We start from the raw sequence: 18,613 nt of genomic DNA, 5'->3' as shown, positions 1-18,613 counted from the left end.
CGGCCCGGGTACCTTCCGCGTTGGCCGTCGGTGGCGGCTGACCCCACGCTACCTGCCCCATTCAAAGGAACCATGACACAGACGGATAACCAGAGTTCCGCTCCAGGTGAGAATCGGGACGACTCCGCGGCCAAAACGGACAAACCGGCGCTGTGGCTCTGGTCCCAGTACGCTTTTGATTCGCTTGCCTGGATCGTGGCCATTCTCCTGGCCCTTATCCTGCGTCTGGAGCTGCTTGTAAACCAGGTCAATATTCCCGGCGTGGTGGTGTTCTGCGCCGTTGCGGTCGTGGCGCAGTTGATCATCGGGATGAGTTTCGCGCTCTACCGCGGGCGGTACGCATTCGGAAGCTTCCATGAGGCCAAACTCCTGGTGATAGTGACCGTTATAGTTTCGGTGATCCTGTTGCTGGTGAGCGTCGCGCTGGTGACCGTCCTCGAAATTCCGCGCAGTGTTGGCATCATCGCTTTCCCGTTCGCCTGCATGTTCATGGCGTCCACCCGCTATCTGAAACGTATGTACGTGGAGAGCAAGGCGAAACCGGGCGACGACGCCCAGCGCACCCTTATTTACGGGGCAGGTTTTCTCGGGAAATCCCTTGTCACGCGAATGATGCAGGATCGGGAGTCTCCGTACTTCCCGGTCGGTCTGATTGATGACGATCCCGCGAAGAAGCATCTCAGGCTGGCTACGGTTCCGGTGTTGGGGCGCCTGGAGGACCTCCCCGACATCGCCCATCGAACGCATGCCACGGCGTTGGTGATCGCGTTCTCGGATGTCGAAGCTGCGCAGGTGCGTCGCGTATCCGACCTGGTCGCGGGACTCAACATCCGGGTTCTGGTATTGCCACCGCTGAGGGAGATGCTCGCGGGCGGGGGAGAGAATGGGCTGACGGATTTCCGGGAAGTCGCGGTCGAGGACCTTATCGGCAGGCGTCCGGTGGACATCCACGCGGATGAGGTGGCGGGATATATCGCTGGGCGCAGGGTGCTGGTTACGGGAGCGGGCGGCTCGATCGGCTCTGAGCTGTGCCGTCAGATCGCCGAGTACGCCCCTGCGGAACTCATCATGCTTGATCGGGATGAGACGGGCCTGCAGTCGACGCAGATATCGCTCACGGGTCGCGGATTGTTGACGGGGAGGGACACCGTGCTCGCCGATATCCGGGAAGCAGAAACACTGCGCAACATCTTTGTGGATAGGAAGCCTGAGGTGGTCTTCCATGCCGCCGCACTGAAGCATGTCTCCCTGCTGGAGCAGTATCCGGAAGAGGCATGGAAGACCAACGTGCTTGGAACCCTCAACGTGCTGCGCGCGGCGGAGGCTGCAGGCGTAAGCAATTTCGTCAATATCTCAACAGATAAGGCTGCCAACCCTACGAGCGTACTGGGGCACTCGAAGCGAGTTGCGGAGAAGCTCACGGCCTGGAATGCACAGTCGGTGGGACGGAAGTACGTTTCCGTGCGCTTTGGCAACGTCATTGGCAGCCGTGGATCGATGCTGCCCCTGTTCACGGAGCAGATACGGGTAGGCGGTCCCATCACAGTTACGGATCCGGAGGTTACGCGCTTCTTCATGACCATCCCGGAAGCCTGCCAGCTTGTGATCCAGGCTGGAGCGATCGGCCGGGGCGGGGAAGTGCTCATCCTGGATATGGGTGAACCGGTGAAGATCCTCGATGTTGCCCAGCGGATGATCGCCATGTCCGGGAAGGACATCGAGATCGTATTTACGGGGCTTCGCAAAGGAGAGAAGCTCCATGAGGACCTGGTGGGAATCGATGAAGACGATTCCCGGCCGCTCCACCCGAAGATCTCCCACACGCGGGTTGCTGCGCTGGACCCAGGGATGCTGGACCTGCGTGATTGGAAGGTCAAGGGTGGCATAGAACAGTATTCGGACGGTATGCACCCTCCGACGGAAAAGGGCGCATGATGCTGCTCTGGGCCGTCGTGGGCGCTTCCTTGATGCTCAGCGTGCTGCTGCCCATCGCGTTGAAGCCTCTGCTGCACAGGCTGGGTGTGCTGGATATCCCCAATGAGCGCTCCTCCCACAACACTGTGGTGATTCGCGGGGTCGGCATCACGGTCGCCCTGGGCATCGCCGCCGGACTTGTGCTCTCATTGCTGACCGGGCTTGTTCCGGTGGACCGCTCAATCGTGGCAATTGTTCTGGCAATACTTGGGTCTGCGGCCGTTCTCGGCTGGATCGAGGACTACAGGGGGTTGTCCATCCGCCTGCGCGCAGTTCTTCAGTTGGGCATCGGGGCAGTGGGGACGGCGGCCTTGAGCTGGACAATCGGCCAGTCCTACTGGTGGATACCGGTCGGCGCGCTGGCTGTCGCGGCGTATGTCAATGCGGCGAATTTCATGGACGGAATCAACGGTATATCCGGTTTGCACGGTGTCCTCGTTGGAGTGTTCTACTCATTCGCGGGTGTCCTCGTGGACCAGTTCTGGCTCACGGTCGCAGGGCTCGTGGTAGCTGCCGCATTTGCCGGATTTCTACCGTGGAACCTCGGGCGGGGCTTTGTTTTCCTGGGTGACGTAGGTAGTTATCTACTCGGTGCCTCAATTGCTGGAATGGCGGTGGCGGGTTTGTTGGCCGGCGTTTACCTCGAGTACCTGTTTGCTCCCGTGCTGATCTACCTGGCTGACACCTTCATTACTTTTCTGAGGCGAGTACGGGCGGGGCAGCGCTGGTACGCCTCGCATCGCGAGCACGTGTACCAGCGCCTGACGGATGTTGGTCTGAGCCATGTGCAGGCGGCGCTGGTGGTGACCGTGTGTTCGGGACTGGTGGGTGTGGCGGGCTTCGTCCTGGCGACGGCCTCTGGCCCGCTCGCGATAGGGTGTTCGGTATTTGCGGCGGCTGTAGTGGCTCTCTACGTCTATTCACCGCAGATCCTTGCACGCAGACGCGGAGTGATTGCTGCCACCCGTCGAACTGATTAAGCTAGGCAACCATCGAATCCGGCTGATTTCTATCTGCTGTAGAATTTGACTACACCGATCACTCGCATTGGTGGACCTCCCTTTGCTTATCCCTTGTCGATGGACGGACTTGCATGAATACACCAGACGCTTCGCGCGCCGGTGTGTCTGCGATTCCGGAGTCGGAAGCAACACAATCGCTCTGGCTGCGTATCCTGGTCCGGTGCGTTGTTGGCACTGCCGTTCCACTTGTGGCGGTGGCCGCTGTTGCGTTCTTCATCGTAGGTCCCGGTGCCGGTATGAGCTCAGTTTTCGGCTGGCTTCTGGTTGCATTGTTTTTCGGCGTGAGCCTTCTCATCGGCCACTTCGCAGGGCGAAACAATCCGTCGGGCGCGCTCGGGCTTTTCGCGGTGACCTATGCAATCAAGGTCGTCGGGTTCGCAGCGGTGCTCTTCTTCGTGGGTGCCCCCAGCTGGCTGGAGCGCTCGTGGTTCTTCGGAGCTGCCCTCGGGACCGTCGTCGTTTGGCAGATTGTGGAAATAGCAGTCTTCGCCGGCGCCCGTCACCAGCTGTATGACCATCAGTCGGCTTCGGAAACGGAGGTTGACGGACGTGCGTGAAAAACCGGAAAGCTCAGGCGACCGTAGAGGCGGAGCGCCGGACGGCGAAGATGCCCGTGGCCGCTACGGCGACGCCGGCTACAACGCCGGGATGGCGGTTTTCAGCTATATCATTGGCGGGATCCTCGTCTGGAGTTTGATAGGCTGGGGACTGGACAATCTCCTGGGAACGCGATGGCTCGTGCTCGCCGGGGGTCTCTTGGGTGCCGTGGGCGGATTTTATCTTTCCCACAAGCACAACCTCACCCGCTCCAGCCAAACTGAGTCCGGCCCTCCGCCGGAGGACGGCAACGGCCCAGCGGGAGGTAGCCGGAGCGATGCCAAATAATTTCATTCGTCGGAGCAGTAACGCTGTGCCCGATCCAACTATGCCCAACGATGGACACTGCAGAGAGGAAACGCGTTGATCGCGCTTGCGCTCCCGGCTCAAACCACCACTGAAGAGGGCTTTGTTCCGCCCACCATTGAGGATGGGCACCACCCGGATATTCTGCCCTGGGGCGACCACTACGGCGTCTGGTTCGACCCGGGCTTCGGTAAGCAGATGCTGATGATCATCATCTCGGTGGTCCTTATCGGGGCTTTCTTCTATGTCGCATCTCGCAAGGGTCAGCTAGTTCCCGGCAAGGTGCAGTTCCTTGGGGAATCCGCTTATGGCTTTGTCCGCAACTCCATTGGCAAGGACATTATCGGAGGCCGGGACTACCTGAAGTATGTGCCCTGGCTATTCACTGCCTTCTTCTTCATTCTGGTGAACAACATTTTCGGCGCTGTTCCCATTCTTCAGCTGCCTAGCTTTTCCCACCCCGGCAGCGCCTACGCGATTGCGGCCATTTTCTACATTCTGTGGATCGCGGTCGGACTGAAGAAGCATGGTTTCCGGTACTTCAAGTTGGCTGTCGTCCCATCAGGTGTTCCCTGGCCGATTCTCTTTATCGTCGTGCCGATTGAGATCATCTCGAACTTCCTCGTCCGCCCCGTGACTCACTCCCTCCGTTTGTTCGCGACCATGCTCGCTGGACACCTCATCGTCATGCTGGCCGGCACTGCAATCGAGTTCATGGCTCTTTCCGGAAACGTTCTCCTGCAGGGCACGGGCGTGCTCGTGCTCGGTGGCGCAGTCGCGATGTACATGCTGGAGGCCCTGATCATGGTCCTGCAGGCATACGTGTTCACGCTGCTGGCAGCCATCTACATTGAGGGTGCGCTGCACGCGGACTCCCACTAAGTAATACAAGTCTTCCCCACCGGGGATGATCCCAACCAACCTGCCGCATACCGCGGCATCTTGAAAGGAACACAATGGAAGTACAGGGTAGCCTCAACCTCGTTGGATACGGTCTCTCCGCAATCGGCGGTGGTATCGGTGTGGGCCTGGTCTTCGCCGCGTACATCAACGGAGTTGCTCGTCAGCCTGAGGCCCAGCGTGTGCTGCAGCCGATCGCCTTCCTCGGACTGGCGCTCACCGAAGCTCTCGCCATTCTTGGCCTCGTCTTCGCTTTCGTAATCGGCGCGTAGTCCCGCGCGGATCAGTTCAGGGACTAGTTGTAGAAAGACGGGTGAAACATGGATAACGCAGTAATCATCGGAGCGTCGAACCCGCTCATTCCCAACGTCTGGGAGATTCTGGTAACGGTCGCGGGCTTCGCTGTACTGATGTACATCGTTATCAAGTTCGTCATGCCGGCGTTTGAGAAGACGTTTGCTGAACGGACTGAAGCCATTGAAGGCGGCATCGCCAAGGCTGAGGCAGCACAGGCAGAAGCTAATGCTGCCCGGGAAGAGTACAAGCAGCAGCTTGTCGATGCCCGGACCGAAGCCAACCGCATCCGCGAGGAAGCTCGCGCTGAGGGTGCCCAGATTCTGGCTGAGCTGAAGGAGAAGGCGGCCGCGGAAGCGAGCCGTATTTCAGCTCAGGCGGAGGCGCAGATCGAAGCCGAGCGGCAGGCAGCGGTTGTCTCCCTTCGGGCAGAGGTCGGAACGCTTGCCACTGAACTGGCCAGCCGGATTGTAGGCGAGTCACTCGCCGATGACGCGCGTTCCGCACGCGTCGTGGACCGTTTCCTCGCTGACCTGGAAGCGCAGTCCGCTACCCAGAGTGCAGGTGTGTCCAAGTAATGGCAGGCGTATCAAGCCAGTCCCTCGTTGAGGCCAGGCATGAACTCGAGTCCCGGCTCAGGGGAGCAACGCTGACCCTGTCCGAGGAGTTGTTCGGAGTGCTCGACGCCCTTGACAGCAACGCCGGACTCCGCCGGGCCCTGACCGATCCAAACCGCGAGGGCAAGGACCGGGTGGCGCTTGTCGACCAGCTGGTCCGCGGGCGTACTTCACCAGAAGCCGCTGAGATCGTTAAGGATCTTGCCGGTCGCCGCTGGGGAAAGCCCCGTGACTTCGGGGACGCGCTGGAAACTCTTGCCGCAACTGTGGCGATCGCCGTTGCAGAGAACCGTGGACAGGGCCTGGAAGGGCTTGAGGGTCTGGAAAATGATCTCTTCTCCTTCATCCGGGTTGTCGAATCGAACCACGACCTGCAGCGGGCTCTCTCTGAGCCGCAGGCTGATTCCGGCGCCAAGTCGGCACTTGCCCTCAAGCTGGTGCCAACAGCTGGAGACGAAGCCAGGCTGCTGATCCGTCAGGCGGTGCTTTCCCCCCGTGGGCTGAGGCCGTCAGCGCTGGTCAACCGCTTCGTGGAACTTGTTGCACTACGCCAGGAGAGGTGGATTGCCAACGTCAGCGTTACCCGTCCGCTGTCGGATGAGCAGTACGCGCGCCTGGCATCTGGCCTCAATGGGCTCTACGGCCGCGACCTCAAGGTCAACGTCACTGTGGACCCGTCCCTGGTGGGCGGCGTCCGGGTGAAGGTGGGGGACGAAGTGGTGGATTCCACAGCCGTTACGCGCCTTTCCGAACTTCGCCGAATGATGACGGTCTAGCCGCGTACCTTACGGCTTCGTAAGAAGCGCACGCTTCGATACAGACGAATACAACACCGGTTGCCGCCGAAGACGCGGTGATCACAACACAGGAGAGCAGGGACTGCAGATGGCCGAATTGACCATCAACGCCGAAGACGTCCGTAATGCGTTGAACGAGTTCGCGGCGTCCTACGAACCCGGAAACGCTGAGCGGGTCGAAGTCGGCCGCGTAACTACCGCAAGCGACGGCATCGCCAGGGTCGAGGGACTTCCCTCGGTCATGGCGAACGAGTTGCTGCGTTTCGAAGACGGCACTCTGGGCCTCGCCCAGAACCTTGACACCCGCGAAATCGGCGTGGTTGTCCTCGGCGACTACACGGGCATCGAAGAAGGACAGGAAGTACACCGCACCGGTGAAATCCTCTCCGTGCCCGTCGGTGACGCTTTCCTTGGCCGCGTCGTTGACCCGCTGGGACAGCCGATCGACGATCTCGGCGAGATCAAGGCCGAGTCCCGTCGCGCACTGGAGCTTCAGGCCCCGGGCGTTACCCAGCGCAAGTCGGTTCACGAACCGATGCAGACGGGCCTGAAGGCTATCGACGCCATGATCCCGATCGGTCGCGGCCAGCGCCAGCTCATCATCGGTGACCGCCAGACCGGCAAGACAGCCATCGCAGTCGACACCATCATCAACCAGAAGGCCAATTGGGAGTCCGGCGACGTCCAGAAGCAGGTTCGCTGCGTCTACGTCGCAATCGGACAGAAGGCTTCGACCATCGCTGCCGTCCGCCAGACCCTGGAGGAAAAGGGCGCGCTCGAGTACACCACGATCGTGGCGTCCCCGGCATCAGACCCCGCGGGCTTCAAATACCTGGCTCCGTACGCAGGCTCGGCCATCGGCCAGCACTGGATGTACGGCGGCAAGCACGTCCTGATCATCTTCGATGACCTCTCCAAGCAGGCCGAAGCCTACCGTGCCGTGTCGCTGCTGCTGCGCCGCCCGCCGGGACGCGAAGCCTACCCGGGCGACGTCTTCTACCTGCACTCCCGTTTGCTTGAGCGCTGTGCCAAGCTTTCGGATGAACTCGGTGCGGGATCGATGACCGGCCTGCCGATCATCGAAACCAAGGCCAATGACGTCTCGGCTTACATCCCGACCAACGTCATCTCCATCACCGACGGTCAGATCTTCCTGCAGTCGGACCTCTTCAATGCCAACCAGCGCCCCGCCGTCGACGTGGGTGTCTCCGTGTCCCGTGTAGGTGGTGCGGCGCAGGTGAAGTCCATGAAGAAGGTCTCCGGTACGTTGAAGCTGGACCTTGCACAGTACCGCGACATGCAGGCGTTCGCGATGTTCGCATCGGACCTCGACGCCGCGTCACGTCAGCAGCTCACCCGCGGTGCGCGGCTCATGGAATTGCTGAAGCAGGGGCAGTATGCACCGTTCCCGGTTGAAGAGCAGGTTGTCTCCATCTGGGCCGGCACCAACGGTTACCTCGACGAAGTTCCGGTTGAGGATATCCGCCGGTTCGAGGGCGAGTTCCTCGAGCACCTGCGTCACAAGTCTTCGGTCTTGACCACCCTGGCGCAGACCAACCAGCTTGAGGACTCGACTGTCGATGAGTTGAAGTCGCACATCGTCGATTTCAAGGAAGGCTTCTTCGGCCGGGGTCATGACGGTCCCACTGCAGGCCACGAGGAGCACAGCGCCCTCGCTGAGGACTCTGTCGACCAGGAAAAGATCGTCAAGCAGAAGCGCTAACGGCCTTCCGGTGCCCGCGCGCGAGTGCGGGCACCAGAGCCCCAGCAGTAGCTCCTTAGGGGACTACGAAGGAAAGGACAAGTATGGGAGCCCAGATCCGGGTCTACCGCCAGAAGATCGTGTCGACCACGTCGATGCGCAAGATCTTCAAGGCGATGGAGCTGATCGCCACCTCTCGCATCGGTAAGGCGCGCGCACGTGTATCGTCCTCGCTTCCCTACGCCAATGCAATCACCCGAGCCGTTTCTGCAGTGGCATCGCAGTCCGAGATCGACCACCCGCTCACCACGGAACCAGAGCAGATCCGCCGTGCGGCGGTCCTGATCATGACCTCGGACCGTGGTCTGGCCGGTTCATACTCGGCTACGGTGCTCAAGCAGGCCGAGTCCCTGATGGAACTGCTGCGTGAAGAGGGCAAGGAGGTCAAGCCCTACCTGGTCGGCAGGAAGGCGCAGGCTTACTTCGACTTCCGCGGACGGCCGTACGAACAGGTCTGGACTGGCGGCACCGACGCTCCGGAGTTCGAGACAGCAAGGGAGATTGGTCGCGTTCTGCTCGAGCAGTTCAATACAGACTACGACGACGGCGGCGTGGACGAGATCCATGTCGTGTATACACGCTTCCGATCCATGGTCACCCAGGAACCAACCGTCATCCGGTTGCTGCCGCTTGAGGTTGTCGAGGAAGAAGCGGCGACGGATTCAGATCTGCTGCCGCTGTATGAGTACGAGCCCGAGCCTGAGAGGGTCCTCGACGCTTTGCTTCCGCGTTACATCGAGTCCCGCATCTTTGCGGCACTGCTCCAGGCTGCTGCGAGTGAGCTCGCAGCGCGGCAACGGGCCATGAAGTCCGCTGGAGACAATGCCACCGAGCTCATCAAGAAGTACACGCGCCTTCGCAACACCGCCCGCCAGGCGGAAATCACGCAGGAGCTTTCCGAGATCGTTGCCGGAGCAGACGCGCTCAACGCGTCCTAACCGGCCAGGGTCCCACGGCTCGGCACGAAGCTGTCTCCAGCGATACAGGTTCGTGCCACGCACTACCATTAGCACCACGCCATCTACCGAATGAAGTGAGAGAGATGACTGCCCAGACTGTTGAGAACAGTACGGACTCAGTTGCCCCCGGAGCCACTGGCCGGATTGCCCGTGTCATCGGCCCGGTTGTCGACGTTGAGTTCCCGGCTGACGCAATTCCCGCGATCTACAACGCGCTGACCACTGAGATCACCCTCAACGGTCAGACACACACCATCACTTTCGAGACCTCGCAGCACCTGGGTGACAACCTGGTCCGCGCTATCTCCCTGCAGGCGACCGACGGCCTGGTCCGTGGAACCATCGTCCAGGACACAGGAGAAGCTATCTCCGTGCCTGTCGGCGACGGTGTGAAAGGACACATCTTCAACGTGCTGGGCAAGCCCCTCGACGTAGAGGAATCAGCCCTCGAGATCACCGAGCGCTGGCCGATCCACCGCAAGGCTCCCTCCTTCGCCTCGCTTGAGGGTTCGACGGAAATGCTCGAGACCGGAATCAAGAGCATCGACCTCCTTACGCCTTACATCAAGGGTGGAAAGATCGGCCTGTTCGGTGGCGCCGGCGTCGGCAAGACGGTCCTGATCCAGGAAATGATCACCCGTGTGGCCCGTAACTTCGGTGGTACCTCGGTATTCGCCGGTGTTGGCGAGCGTACCCGTGAGGGCAACGACCTCTGGGTCGAGATGGAGGAAGCCGGCGTTCTGAAGGACACCGCGCTTGTGTTCGGCCAGATGGACGAGCCGCCGGGAACGCGGTTGAGGGTCGCCCTCTCTGCACTTACGATGGCGGAGTACTTCCGCGATGTGCAGAAGCAGGACGTGCTGTTGTTCATCGACAACATCTTCCGCTTCACCCAGGCAGGGTCCGAGGTCTCGACGTTGCTTGGCCGCATGCCCTCCGCTGTGGGCTACCAGCCCAACCTCGCCGACGAAATGGGCTTGCTTCAGGAGCGCATCACCTCGACGAAGGGTCACTCGATCACTTCGATGCAAGCAATCTACGTGCCTGCTGACGACTACACCGACCCGGCTCCGGCAACCACCTTCGCGCACCTTGATGCGACCACGGAGCTCTCCCGTGAGATCGCTTCACGTGGCCTGTACCCGGCAATTGATCCGCTGACGTCAACCTCGCGCATCCTCGATCCGCAGTACATCGGCCACGATCACTACAACACCGCTGTGCGAGTGAAGCAGATCCTGCAGAAGAACAAGGAACTGCAGGACATCATCGCGATCCTGGGCGTTGACGAGTTGTCCGAAGAGGACAAGATCGTTGTCTCGCGGGCACGCCGCATCCAGCAGTTCCTTTCGCAGAACACCTACACCGCAAAGCAGTTCACCGGTGTTGAGGGTTCGACCGTCAGCATCAAGGACACTATCGAGGGCTTCACGGCGATCTGCAACGGCGACCTCGACCACATTGCCGAGCAGGCGTTCTTCAACATCGGCGGTCTCGATGATGTCGAGCGCAACTGGGCGCGCATCCAAGAGCAGAGCGGAAAGTAAGGCCCCATGGCTGAGCTCGAAGTTGAAATCGTGGCAGCGGACCACTTCGTGTGGTCCGGTGCAGCGAGCATGGTCAAGGCCCGTACAGCTGATGGCGAGATCGGAATCCTGCCCGGGCATTCCCCCGTGCTTGCCATCCTCGCCGAGGGGGAACTCGCAATCCAGCCTGTATCCGGTGAGCGTGTGACCGTTGGTGTAGACGGCGGGTTCTTCTCGGTCGACAGCAATCGAGTGGTGATAGTCGCCGACAATGCCAGGATCGGCGGCGCCGTAACCGCAGACGCGAAGTAGCAGTATCGCGATGGACGGCATCGGTATCGCGTTCATCACCCTCGCGGTGCTCTTTGCCCTCATCGTGCTTCTTATCGGTGCATTCTGCCTGCGCCGTTATCAGCTACGCAGCGCACTCGGAACCTTTGACGCCTCCATCTGCCTCCCGCCCGCGGGATGGCGGATGGGGGTTTGTCGTTATACGGACATGCACCTTGAGTGGCTGCGCTTGATGTCACTCAGTCCGAGACCCCGTCACCGCTACCTGAGAAGCTCCATCGAACTCCAAGGATGGCGTCAGCCGACGGAAGCGGAAAAGTCCAGGATTCAGCCTGGGGCGATCGTGGTCACGCTCACCTATGAGGGCGAGGAACTGTTACTGGCGATGAAGTTCGACGTTTACGCTGGACTTTCGTCCTGGCTCGAAGCCGGCCCCGTCATAGGGATCGGTACGTGGCGCTGAAGTATTGAGGATGCCGAACCTTTGATTCGGCCACAGAAATAGGCAGGACCCCTGCGTGAGCGGGGGCCCTGCCTATTGCATTGAAGAAACCGGACTAGAGTGCAGTCACTCCAGTAGCCTGTGGGCCCTTGGCGCCCTGCCCGATTTCGAACTGGACGCGCTGGTTCTCATCCAGCGTCCGGAACCCACCCGTCTGGATCTCGGAGTAGTGAACAAAAACATCGCCCTCAGAGTCGTCCGGCGTGATGAAGCCGAAGCCCTTCTCAGCGTTGAACCACTTGACGGTTCCCTGTGCCATCTATATTTCTCCTCATAATGAAACATTTCTTGGCCGGCACACCGCGTGCCGCCCGGGAGTTACTCCGCGGGAATTCCGTCCTGGCCAGGTGAACCTTGTCATTCGGGGAGCTCCACGCTCGCAACTTGTCTTGCGAGCATGAAAAACACGTACACAAAGACTGCAATAAGCATCACATAGGGCAATGGACTGGTCAACGGAGAATCAGAGGAATAAACCGATTGTTAAGGACAAGTTCGAATAGTTAGTCATTCGACAATTGTGTAACCGGTTCAATCCAATGTCCGTGTCGCATAACGGATTGCAGGTCGAGTTTCGGCGTAGTGATGAGCAGATCCGCGCGAAGCCCTTTCCGCAGGGCGCCAAGCTCATCGGATAGACCGAGAATATCGGCGGGCACCGAGGTTGCTGACTGTACGGCGTCGGCCAGTTCGACGCCGGCCTGGACCGTCCTACGCACGATATCGAGCAGTGTGGCTGTACCGCCGGCGAGGCTGCCGGTCCTGTCCAGCGTCACGACCCCGTCGCTGACAGTGACGGGGGAGGGGCCGAGCTCATACTTTCCGTCCGGCAGGCCGGTTGCGGCCATCGAATCGGTGACCAGACAGACGTTGTCCGCTCCCACAAGCCCGAATACTGACCGGACAGTATCCGGAGCCAGATGGTGATTGTCAGCGATCAATTCGACGACGGCGTTTCCTGCCGCCGCGGTGTGCAGGCAGGTCAGTGCCGGGCCTGGCGAGCGGTGATGAATGGGAGGCATACCGTTGAACAGGTGAGTCACGGTTGGCCGACCAATGAGTTTCGCGGACGCCATCCGCTGATGGGCGAGGTTCAGCGAGGATGAAGCCGTGGCCGAGTCCGAGTCGGTGTGACCGAGCGAGGGCGTGACTCCGTGACCGGTGAGCAGTTCGATGAGCTCATCAGCCCCGGGTCGTTCGGGCGCGTAGGTCATTGTCTTCAGCCGACCCTGTGCGGCCTCGAGCAACCGCAGCACATCCGCAGGGTTCGGGTCGAGAATGTAATCCGGATTCTGCGCGCCGCAACGGGCTTCGGAAACAAACGGTCCCTCGGCATGGATTCCTGCGATAACATCATCGTCAGCGAGCGTGGCCAGCTTGGCGAAGGCGGTTTCTATTTCGTCCAGCGGTGCCGTCATTGTGCTGGCCAGCAGCGTTGTGGTGCCACTGGCGTGCAGGAACTCGGCAGCCGAGCGGCACTCCTCCAACGAGGCTGCTGAAAAGTCCGAACCGAATGCCCCGTGGCAGTGAACGTCGACCAGCCCGGGAAGGACCAGGCTTTCGGGTGAAATATCGGGAACCGGGGAGGCGCCAGGCGCAGGCCGGTATTGCGCAGCAGGACCGGCGTACGTAATACGGCCGTTCACGAAGGCGACGACGCCGTCGTCGACTATTGTCCTGTCCTGCACCAATCTTGCCCGGACATACTCCTCCACCCCAGCGATTTCTGTCATCACCCGATTCTATGTGCCGGTGCACGGGCGCAAAGGGTGCCGTGTCCCGGTATGACGTTAGAAGAGGCGTGAATCGACGTCGTCGACCCCGCGCATCGCGTCATAGTCGAGGGTGAGGCAGTCGATTCCGCGGTCCTGGGCCAGAACCCTCGCCTGCGGCTTGATCTGCTGCGCCGCGTAGACGCCTTTCACCGGTGCCATCAGCGGATCCCGGTTGAGCAGTTCAAGATAGCGCGTCAACTGTTCTACGCCGTCGATGTCGCCGCGTCGTTTGAGTTCGATGGCGACGGTTCGTCCGCGGCCGTCCCTGGCGAGGATATCGACCGGGCCGATCGCGGTCATGTACTCCCGGCGGATCAGCGAGTAGCCGTCCCCGAGGAGAGTGATCTGCTCTGCGAGCAGCCTCTGCAGATCCGCCTCCACTCCGTCCTTGACCAGGCCGGGGTCCACGCCCAGGTCATGAGAGCTCTCGTGCAGGAGTTCATGGATGCTGATGACCAGTCGATCGTCGCTTTTGGCGTGCTGGACGTTCCACGTCTGCATCACTCCGAGCTCAGCGTCTTCCGGCACGGGTTCGATGATTCGCAGGGTGGCAGGCGGACTCATCCAGTTCAGGGGTTTGTAGGAGCCGCCGTCGGAATGGACCAGCACCGAACCATCCGCCTTCACCAGCAGGAGCCGGGTTGCGAGCGGAAGATGGGCTCGAAGGCGTCCGATGTAATCGACGGAACAGCGGGCAATGACTAAACGCACCCCATGCACTTTACCGGCCCGCAAGCCGTTTTCGGTTCAGGAGCACCGCGGTGCAGACTAAAGGCATGCCCCGATCCAACCAGCCCCGGAAGTCGCGGGCCCAACCCCGCCGCAAATGGGGTGAGGCGCCCGAACTGGACCTGGAACGCGCACGTGGCGGCCTTCCCACGCGGGAGAGCGGTCCGGACGGGGTCTGGTCGGTTCGGCGGATCACTGAACGCAACGCGGCGAAGCATTATCTGTGCCCGGGCTGTCACCGCGATATTCCGCCCGGGGTTGCCCACCTCGTGGCGTGGCAGGAAGATTCGCTGTTTGGTGCCGAAAGTGCCCTTGCCGATCGGCGGCACTGGCATGTGACTTGCTGGCGAACGCGTCGGTCCGGCTGACGATGAGCCGGTATGCCCTGCGCTGCGCTGGGTAGACTGTTCCCGATGATCAGCGCAGCCCCCGCATACGAGTACACCGACGGTGCCGAACCGACCCAGATCCGGGCGGGCACCGTTCTCCCTGCCTCACGCCGGAACATCGAGCTCACTACGGCCGATGGGCACCGGCTCGTCGGCGAATTCGCCGCTCCGGAGGGCAGGACGCCGACAGCGACGCTCGTGACCCTGCATCCGCTACCGACCGCTGGCGGGTTCATGGACTCGCATGTGTATCGCAAGGCATCTTTCCGCCTGCCCGAGTTGGCTGACATCGCAGTGTTGCGCTTCAACACACGGGGTACCTGTTCGCCACGCGGGTGCAGCGAGGGCGAGTTCGACGGCGGTGGCGCCGAACACCACGACCTCGAAGCCGCCGTGCGGTGGGTGGTCGAAGAGGGGTTGACCAATGTGTGGCTGGTCGGCTGGAGTTTCGGCACCGAGTTATGCCTGAAGTATGGAGCGCGGGAACCGGTCGCCGAATACATTGAGGGGGCGGTCCTGCTTTCGCCGCCGCTGCACCGTGCGGACGAGACGGACCTCGACTCCTGGGCCGCCGCGGGGTTGCCGCTGCGCGTCCTGGTGCCGGAGCACGATGACTACCTGCAACCCGAAGAAGCGGCGCAGCGCTTTTCACGCGTGCCGCAGGCGGAGGTAGTCGGTGTCGACGGCGCCAAGCACCTGTGGGTGGGGGAAAAGTACGTGAGCCGTGTGCTGGAGGAGATTGCCGGCGTCGTACTCGGAAAGTCCATCACCCTGCCGAGCGAATGGAACGGCCCGACGGCGCGCGCCCAAGACTAGCGGGCGAGGGTCCCGGGCCGAGCGAAGCGAGGTTCGGGAGCCTGCCAGTCGCCGGCGGAGGAGCTACTGGCTGTCCTGGCGCGCGATGAAGACTTCCTTCAGGAGCAGCATCACGGCAGCGGCCGTCGGGATGGCTATCAATGCCCCGAGCACTCCGAGGAGCGTACCGCCTGCAATCACGGCGATCACAGCCACTGCACCGGGGACGGCAACGGCTTTCTGCATGATGCGCGGTGAGATGAAGTACGCCTCGAGCTGAAGGTACGCCAGGTACATCACCGCGAAGAGCACCGCCGTCTGCCATCCGGCGGTGAGCGCCACCAGGCTCACGAGGACGGCTGCAATCAGCGCACCCACGAGCGGAATGAATGCGAGCATGGCCACCACGAACGCCAGCAATACCGAGAACGGAACCTGCGCGATCGTCATGAAGATGAATGCAAAGGTCGCGTTCAGAAGCGCTACGCAGGCCTGTCCGATGACGTAATTGCCCACGCTGCGGGTTATCTCCTCGGAAAGCCGCTCAACCCGCGGACGGCGGGAACGCGGCGCGAGGCGGTAGGCCCACTTCTTCATTCCCGGCAGGGAAGCAAGGAAGTAGAGGGTCAGCACGAGGATGATGAGCACGCCGAACAGGCTGTTGAGGATGACCGTGCCGACCCCGAGCACGCCGCCGAAGATGCCACCCACGGCCTCCGAGTTCGCAAAGAACCGGTTGACCTCCTCCGTGACGCGTTCACGCACCTCGAATTGCTGGTCGACGTTCTGGAAGAACTCGGAGTTCAGGAAGTCCCGGACGTATCCGGGCGCCCGCTCGACCAGCTGGGTGGTCTGGGAGACGATCGTCGGGATAAGGGTGGCGAAGAAGGCCGCAATGATGCCGGCGAGCAGCAGCAGCGCGACGGTGATCCCGGCCGGGCGGGGAACATGGCGTTTCTCCAGCCAGCGCACAATCGGGTCCAGGCCGAGCGCGATGAACAGCGCTGCCCCGATCCAGACGAGCAGTTGCCCGACGTTCGTGATCATGAAGTACGCCAGGAGCGCCAGGCCGGCACCAACGCTGGCCATGAAGCCGAAGTGGATAGGGTGCTGGCGCATTGAACGCGGTTGCGCTCCACCGAATTTCAGCCGGTCATCGCTGATACTTACCGATTCGTCAACCGGAACGTCGCCGTCGCGTTCTGGCGGGAACTCGAACCTGGGGCGGGGTTGGGCGACCGGAACAACGCGGCGAAGACGTGCCAAGGCGAAGCCGAGGCCCCCCTTGCGCACCTCGACCCGGGGCGCGGCAACACTGGCCTCGGACGGGTCCGTCGCCTGGTTCACTGACGACGCCGGACGGGGCAGAGGCTCACCGATCGGCACCTCTTTGTGTTCGCTCACCCTGTGATTCCGCTTTCGCTCGCGTAATGGTGCGCGCGGCACCGGTTCCATGACTAGCGAAACACTAACAGGAGCATCTGCACCACCGGGGAAACTTCGTCCTCCTGTTGCGCGTTGGAAATGTGGCCCCGGAATGGAAAACCGCGTGCAGGCGCCATCAAGGCATCTTCGTTACCATGGGGTCGAGTTGTTCTGCCCGTTGTCGGGCGTTCTTCCAACCCAACGATAGGTTCTTTAGTGCGCTTCCCAATTGCTGCTCCCGTCATGGTGATCGGCGCCCTGCTGGTCCTGCTGGGCATTGGCCAGCTCACCTGGTGGGCGCCGCCGGAGACAGTGACGGTTTCCGTTCCCCAGGATGTCCAGAGCGGTCCCGTAACAGTGATCGACGCCGGTGCCAAGGCGCCGGACGCCGACGAAGTGGACATTACGGTTGAATCAGAAGGTCCTTTCACCCTTGCGGTGGGCCGGGCTAACGACGTCGAGGCCTGGGTAGGCGGCGCCGCGCACCTGGCCGTGACCGGTGTGGGTGAAGATGAACTGTTGACTGAGTTCACCGACGGCGAAGATACCGTACCGAATCCAAGTGGCGCTGATCTTTGGACAAGTGAGGAGACGGCCGAGGGCAGCCTCACGCACCGCTGGCTGAACCCTGGCGAGGGGGAGTGGTCCATTCTCATCGCAGCAGACGGCGAAGCTCCGGCACCTACTGCGATTTCCATTACGAGTCCCAACAACACCGCCACCCCTTGGGCAGTCCCGCTGATGATCATCGGAGCCCTCCTGCTGGTGCTGGGCATCGCCCTCGCGTTCATCAAGCCCGGGGGAGGACGACGGCGGCCGGTTACAGTCGGATCGCGAGCGCACGCCAGAGCGCAGAACCGCCGCGGCGACTCCAGGCGCGCGTTCGCAAAGCTGCCGGCCCGCGCGCCCCTGAGCCTGGCTTTTGCTGCCGCCCTGGGGCTGTCGGGGAGTGGCATCGCACACGCGGCGGAAACTACGACTCCCGCGCCGTCCTCCACCGAAGCAGCCGAGACAACTGAAGCAGCGGACGCCACCGAAGAAGCCCAGACAGGGGACGCGGCCGAATTCCCGGTGGTCCTTGAAAGTCAGCTGAATCGCATTCTCGAGTCCGTCGCGACCACCGTCGCCGAGGCCGACGCCGCCGCCGATGCCACCCTGCTCGAACCCCGCGTCGCCGGAGCAGCGGCCACGCTGCGGGGAGCGAACTATTCGGTGCGCTCACAGGCCGATGACGTAGCGGCTCCAACACCGGTTGCCGCAGAACCCGTGCTGACCAGCATGATCCCGACCGGAAACGAATGGCCGCGCACCGTCGTGGCACTGACCCAGGGCGAATCGAACCCTGTGCCGCAGGCATTGGTGCTGGTTCAGGAAGACCCCCGGTCCAACTACCGGATGACCTCGTCCATCCAGATGCTTCCGGGTACAACGTTCCCCACCAAGGGATCACCCGAGGGCCTTGAGGAATTGCCCGTCGATGAGGCAGGCAGCCTTGCTGTATCTCCCCAGGACGCCGTCTCGGCGATCGCCAACTACCTCACCAACTCCGACGGGGACAACGCGGAGACGTTCGAGCCGAACTCCTTCGCGGACGCCATTACCTCCTTCCAATCCGATGTGGTGGCGGACGCGGGCAATGACTCCGCTGAAATCACGTTCACCCATGAGGCAGCGCCGGAGAATACACGGGCGATCTCCACGGGCGACGGCGGTGCCATGGTGTTCGGTTACCTGAATCACACCTATAGCAGCGTTCCCGAAGGGCCTGGAGACTCGATTGCGCTTGACGGAACGGTCTACGAGACCCTTACCGGGGAGAACTCCACCGAGGAGGGGATTGATGTCCGCTACGGCGAAGCCGTGATGATGTACGTTCCCGCCGCGGACAGCGAGGAGCGCATCACCGTGATCGGCGCTGCCCAGCAGCTGCTTTCGGCCGAGTTGCGCTAAGTC

General features: G+C 61.7%; 20 protein-coding genes. 16 read left to right on the top strand and 4 right to left on the bottom strand.

All coding sequences use genetic code 11. From position 1 onward, the window contains the following. The first annotated feature begins 72 nt into the window (after positions 1-72). The 13 genes from ACX80C_RS03865 to ACX80C_RS03805 all read left to right on the top strand — a co-directional run bounded on the left by ACX80C_RS03865 (position 73) and on the right by ACX80C_RS03805 (position 11,508). Positions 73-1,935 carry a polysaccharide biosynthesis protein gene (locus ACX80C_RS03865; RefSeq protein ID WP_459324909.1) on the top strand — a complete coding sequence of 621 codons (1,863 nt, stop codon included), beginning with the start codon at positions 73-75 and terminating at the stop codon, positions 1,933-1,935. Beyond that, positions 1,932-2,954: an MraY family glycosyltransferase gene (locus ACX80C_RS03860; protein WP_459324908.1), complete on the top strand. Its 1,023-nt coding sequence runs from the start codon at positions 1,932-1,934 to the stop codon at positions 2,952-2,954. Before ACX80C_RS03865 ends, ACX80C_RS03860 begins: the two co-directional genes overlap by 4 nt. 113 nt (positions 2,955-3,067) lie before the next feature. Continuing rightward, complete coding sequence (locus ACX80C_RS03855) at positions 3,068-3,553, top strand: hypothetical protein (protein WP_459324907.1); 486 nt, start codon at positions 3,068-3,070, stop codon at positions 3,551-3,553. Then, the gene (locus ACX80C_RS03850; protein WP_459324906.1) at positions 3,546-3,881 is read left to right on the top strand and encodes a hypothetical protein; all 336 of its coding nucleotides are present in this window, start codon (positions 3,546-3,548) and stop codon (positions 3,879-3,881) included. The genes ACX80C_RS03855 and ACX80C_RS03850 overlap by 8 nt, the downstream gene beginning before the upstream one ends. Before the next feature lie 75 nt (positions 3,882-3,956). Then, on the top strand, positions 3,957-4,781 hold the full coding sequence (atpB, locus tag ACX80C_RS03845) for a F0F1 ATP synthase subunit A (protein ID WP_459324904.1): 825 nt from the start codon (positions 3,957-3,959) through the stop codon (positions 4,779-4,781). A 74-nt stretch (positions 4,782-4,855) separates the two neighbouring features. Then, positions 4,856-5,071 carry an ATP synthase F0 subunit C gene (locus tag ACX80C_RS03840; RefSeq protein WP_019481292.1) on the top strand — a complete coding sequence of 72 codons (216 nt, stop codon included), beginning with the start codon at positions 4,856-4,858 and terminating at the stop codon, positions 5,069-5,071. A gap of 48 nt (positions 5,072-5,119) precedes the next feature. After that, positions 5,120-5,671 carry a F0F1 ATP synthase subunit B gene (locus ACX80C_RS03835; RefSeq protein WP_459324903.1) on the top strand — a complete coding sequence of 184 codons (552 nt, stop codon included), beginning with the start codon at positions 5,120-5,122 and terminating at the stop codon, positions 5,669-5,671. Further along, positions 5,671-6,486: a F0F1 ATP synthase subunit delta gene (locus ACX80C_RS03830; RefSeq protein WP_459324902.1), complete on the top strand. Its 816-nt coding sequence runs from the start codon at positions 5,671-5,673 to the stop codon at positions 6,484-6,486. The genes ACX80C_RS03835 and ACX80C_RS03830 overlap by 1 nt, the downstream gene beginning before the upstream one ends. A gap of 109 nt (positions 6,487-6,595) precedes the next feature. Further along, positions 6,596-8,230, top strand: a complete 1,635-nt coding sequence (gene atpA, locus ACX80C_RS03825; protein ID WP_459324901.1) for a F0F1 ATP synthase subunit alpha — start codon at positions 6,596-6,598, stop codon at positions 8,228-8,230. 83 nt (positions 8,231-8,313) lie between these two features. Further along, positions 8,314-9,207 carry a F0F1 ATP synthase subunit gamma gene (locus ACX80C_RS03820; RefSeq protein WP_459324900.1) on the top strand — a complete coding sequence of 298 codons (894 nt, stop codon included), beginning with the start codon at positions 8,314-8,316 and terminating at the stop codon, positions 9,205-9,207. A gap of 104 nt (positions 9,208-9,311) precedes the next feature. Next, positions 9,312-10,775: a F0F1 ATP synthase subunit beta gene (gene atpD / locus ACX80C_RS03815; protein WP_167993621.1), complete on the top strand. Its 1,464-nt coding sequence runs from the start codon at positions 9,312-9,314 to the stop codon at positions 10,773-10,775. 6 nt (positions 10,776-10,781) lie between these two features. Then, positions 10,782-11,066, top strand: coding sequence for a F0F1 ATP synthase subunit epsilon (locus ACX80C_RS03810; RefSeq protein ID WP_167993620.1), 285 nt, complete (start codon positions 10,782-10,784; stop codon positions 11,064-11,066). 10 nt (positions 11,067-11,076) lie between these two features. After that, positions 11,077-11,508, top strand: coding sequence for a DUF2550 domain-containing protein (locus ACX80C_RS03805; RefSeq protein ID WP_459324899.1), 432 nt, complete (start codon positions 11,077-11,079; stop codon positions 11,506-11,508). A gap of 94 nt (positions 11,509-11,602) precedes the next feature. Here ACX80C_RS03805 and ACX80C_RS03800 read toward each other — a convergent pair whose 3' ends face one another. From ACX80C_RS03800 to nucS, 3 genes are all read right to left on the bottom strand, one after another. After that, complete coding sequence (locus tag ACX80C_RS03800) at positions 11,603-11,806, bottom strand: cold-shock protein (RefSeq protein ID WP_026545871.1); 204 nt, start codon at positions 11,804-11,806, stop codon at positions 11,603-11,605. 244 nt (positions 11,807-12,050) lie between these two features. Further along, complete coding sequence (locus tag ACX80C_RS03795) at positions 12,051-13,280, bottom strand: N-acetylglucosamine-6-phosphate deacetylase (protein ID WP_459324898.1); 1,230 nt, start codon at positions 13,278-13,280, stop codon at positions 12,051-12,053. 57 nt (positions 13,281-13,337) lie between these two features. Next, positions 13,338-14,033, bottom strand: coding sequence for an endonuclease NucS (gene nucS, locus ACX80C_RS03790; RefSeq protein ID WP_459324897.1), 696 nt, complete (start codon positions 14,031-14,033; stop codon positions 13,338-13,340). Between the two features lie 65 nt (positions 14,034-14,098). Here nucS and ACX80C_RS03785 point away from each other — a divergent pair, with 65 nt between their 5' ends. Both ACX80C_RS03785 and ACX80C_RS03780 read left to right on the top strand, forming a co-directional pair. Beyond that, positions 14,099-14,419 carry a hypothetical protein gene (locus ACX80C_RS03785; protein WP_459324896.1) on the top strand — a complete coding sequence of 107 codons (321 nt, stop codon included), beginning with the start codon at positions 14,099-14,101 and terminating at the stop codon, positions 14,417-14,419. A gap of 45 nt (positions 14,420-14,464) precedes the next feature. Then, positions 14,465-15,256, top strand: coding sequence for an alpha/beta hydrolase (locus ACX80C_RS03780; protein ID WP_459324895.1), 792 nt, complete (start codon positions 14,465-14,467; stop codon positions 15,254-15,256). Between the two features lie 63 nt (positions 15,257-15,319). Here the strand turns inward: ACX80C_RS03780 and ACX80C_RS03775 are convergent, their stop codons facing one another. Further along, on the bottom strand, positions 15,320-16,639 hold the full coding sequence (locus ACX80C_RS03775; protein ID WP_459324894.1) for an AI-2E family transporter: 1,320 nt from the start codon (positions 16,637-16,639) through the stop codon (positions 15,320-15,322). 237 nt (positions 16,640-16,876) lie between these two features. Between ACX80C_RS03775 and ACX80C_RS03770 the strand changes: the two genes are divergently transcribed. Then, entirely contained in the window at positions 16,877-18,610 is a 1,734-nt protein-coding gene (locus tag ACX80C_RS03770) for a hypothetical protein (RefSeq protein WP_459324893.1), read from the top strand. Positions 18,611-18,613: the final 3 nt, after the last annotated feature.

Source organism: Arthrobacter tecti (genome assembly GCF_054511355.1).
The sequence above is the reverse complement of the archived record's forward strand: the minus strand, read 5'-3'. Positions and strand labels throughout refer to the sequence as shown.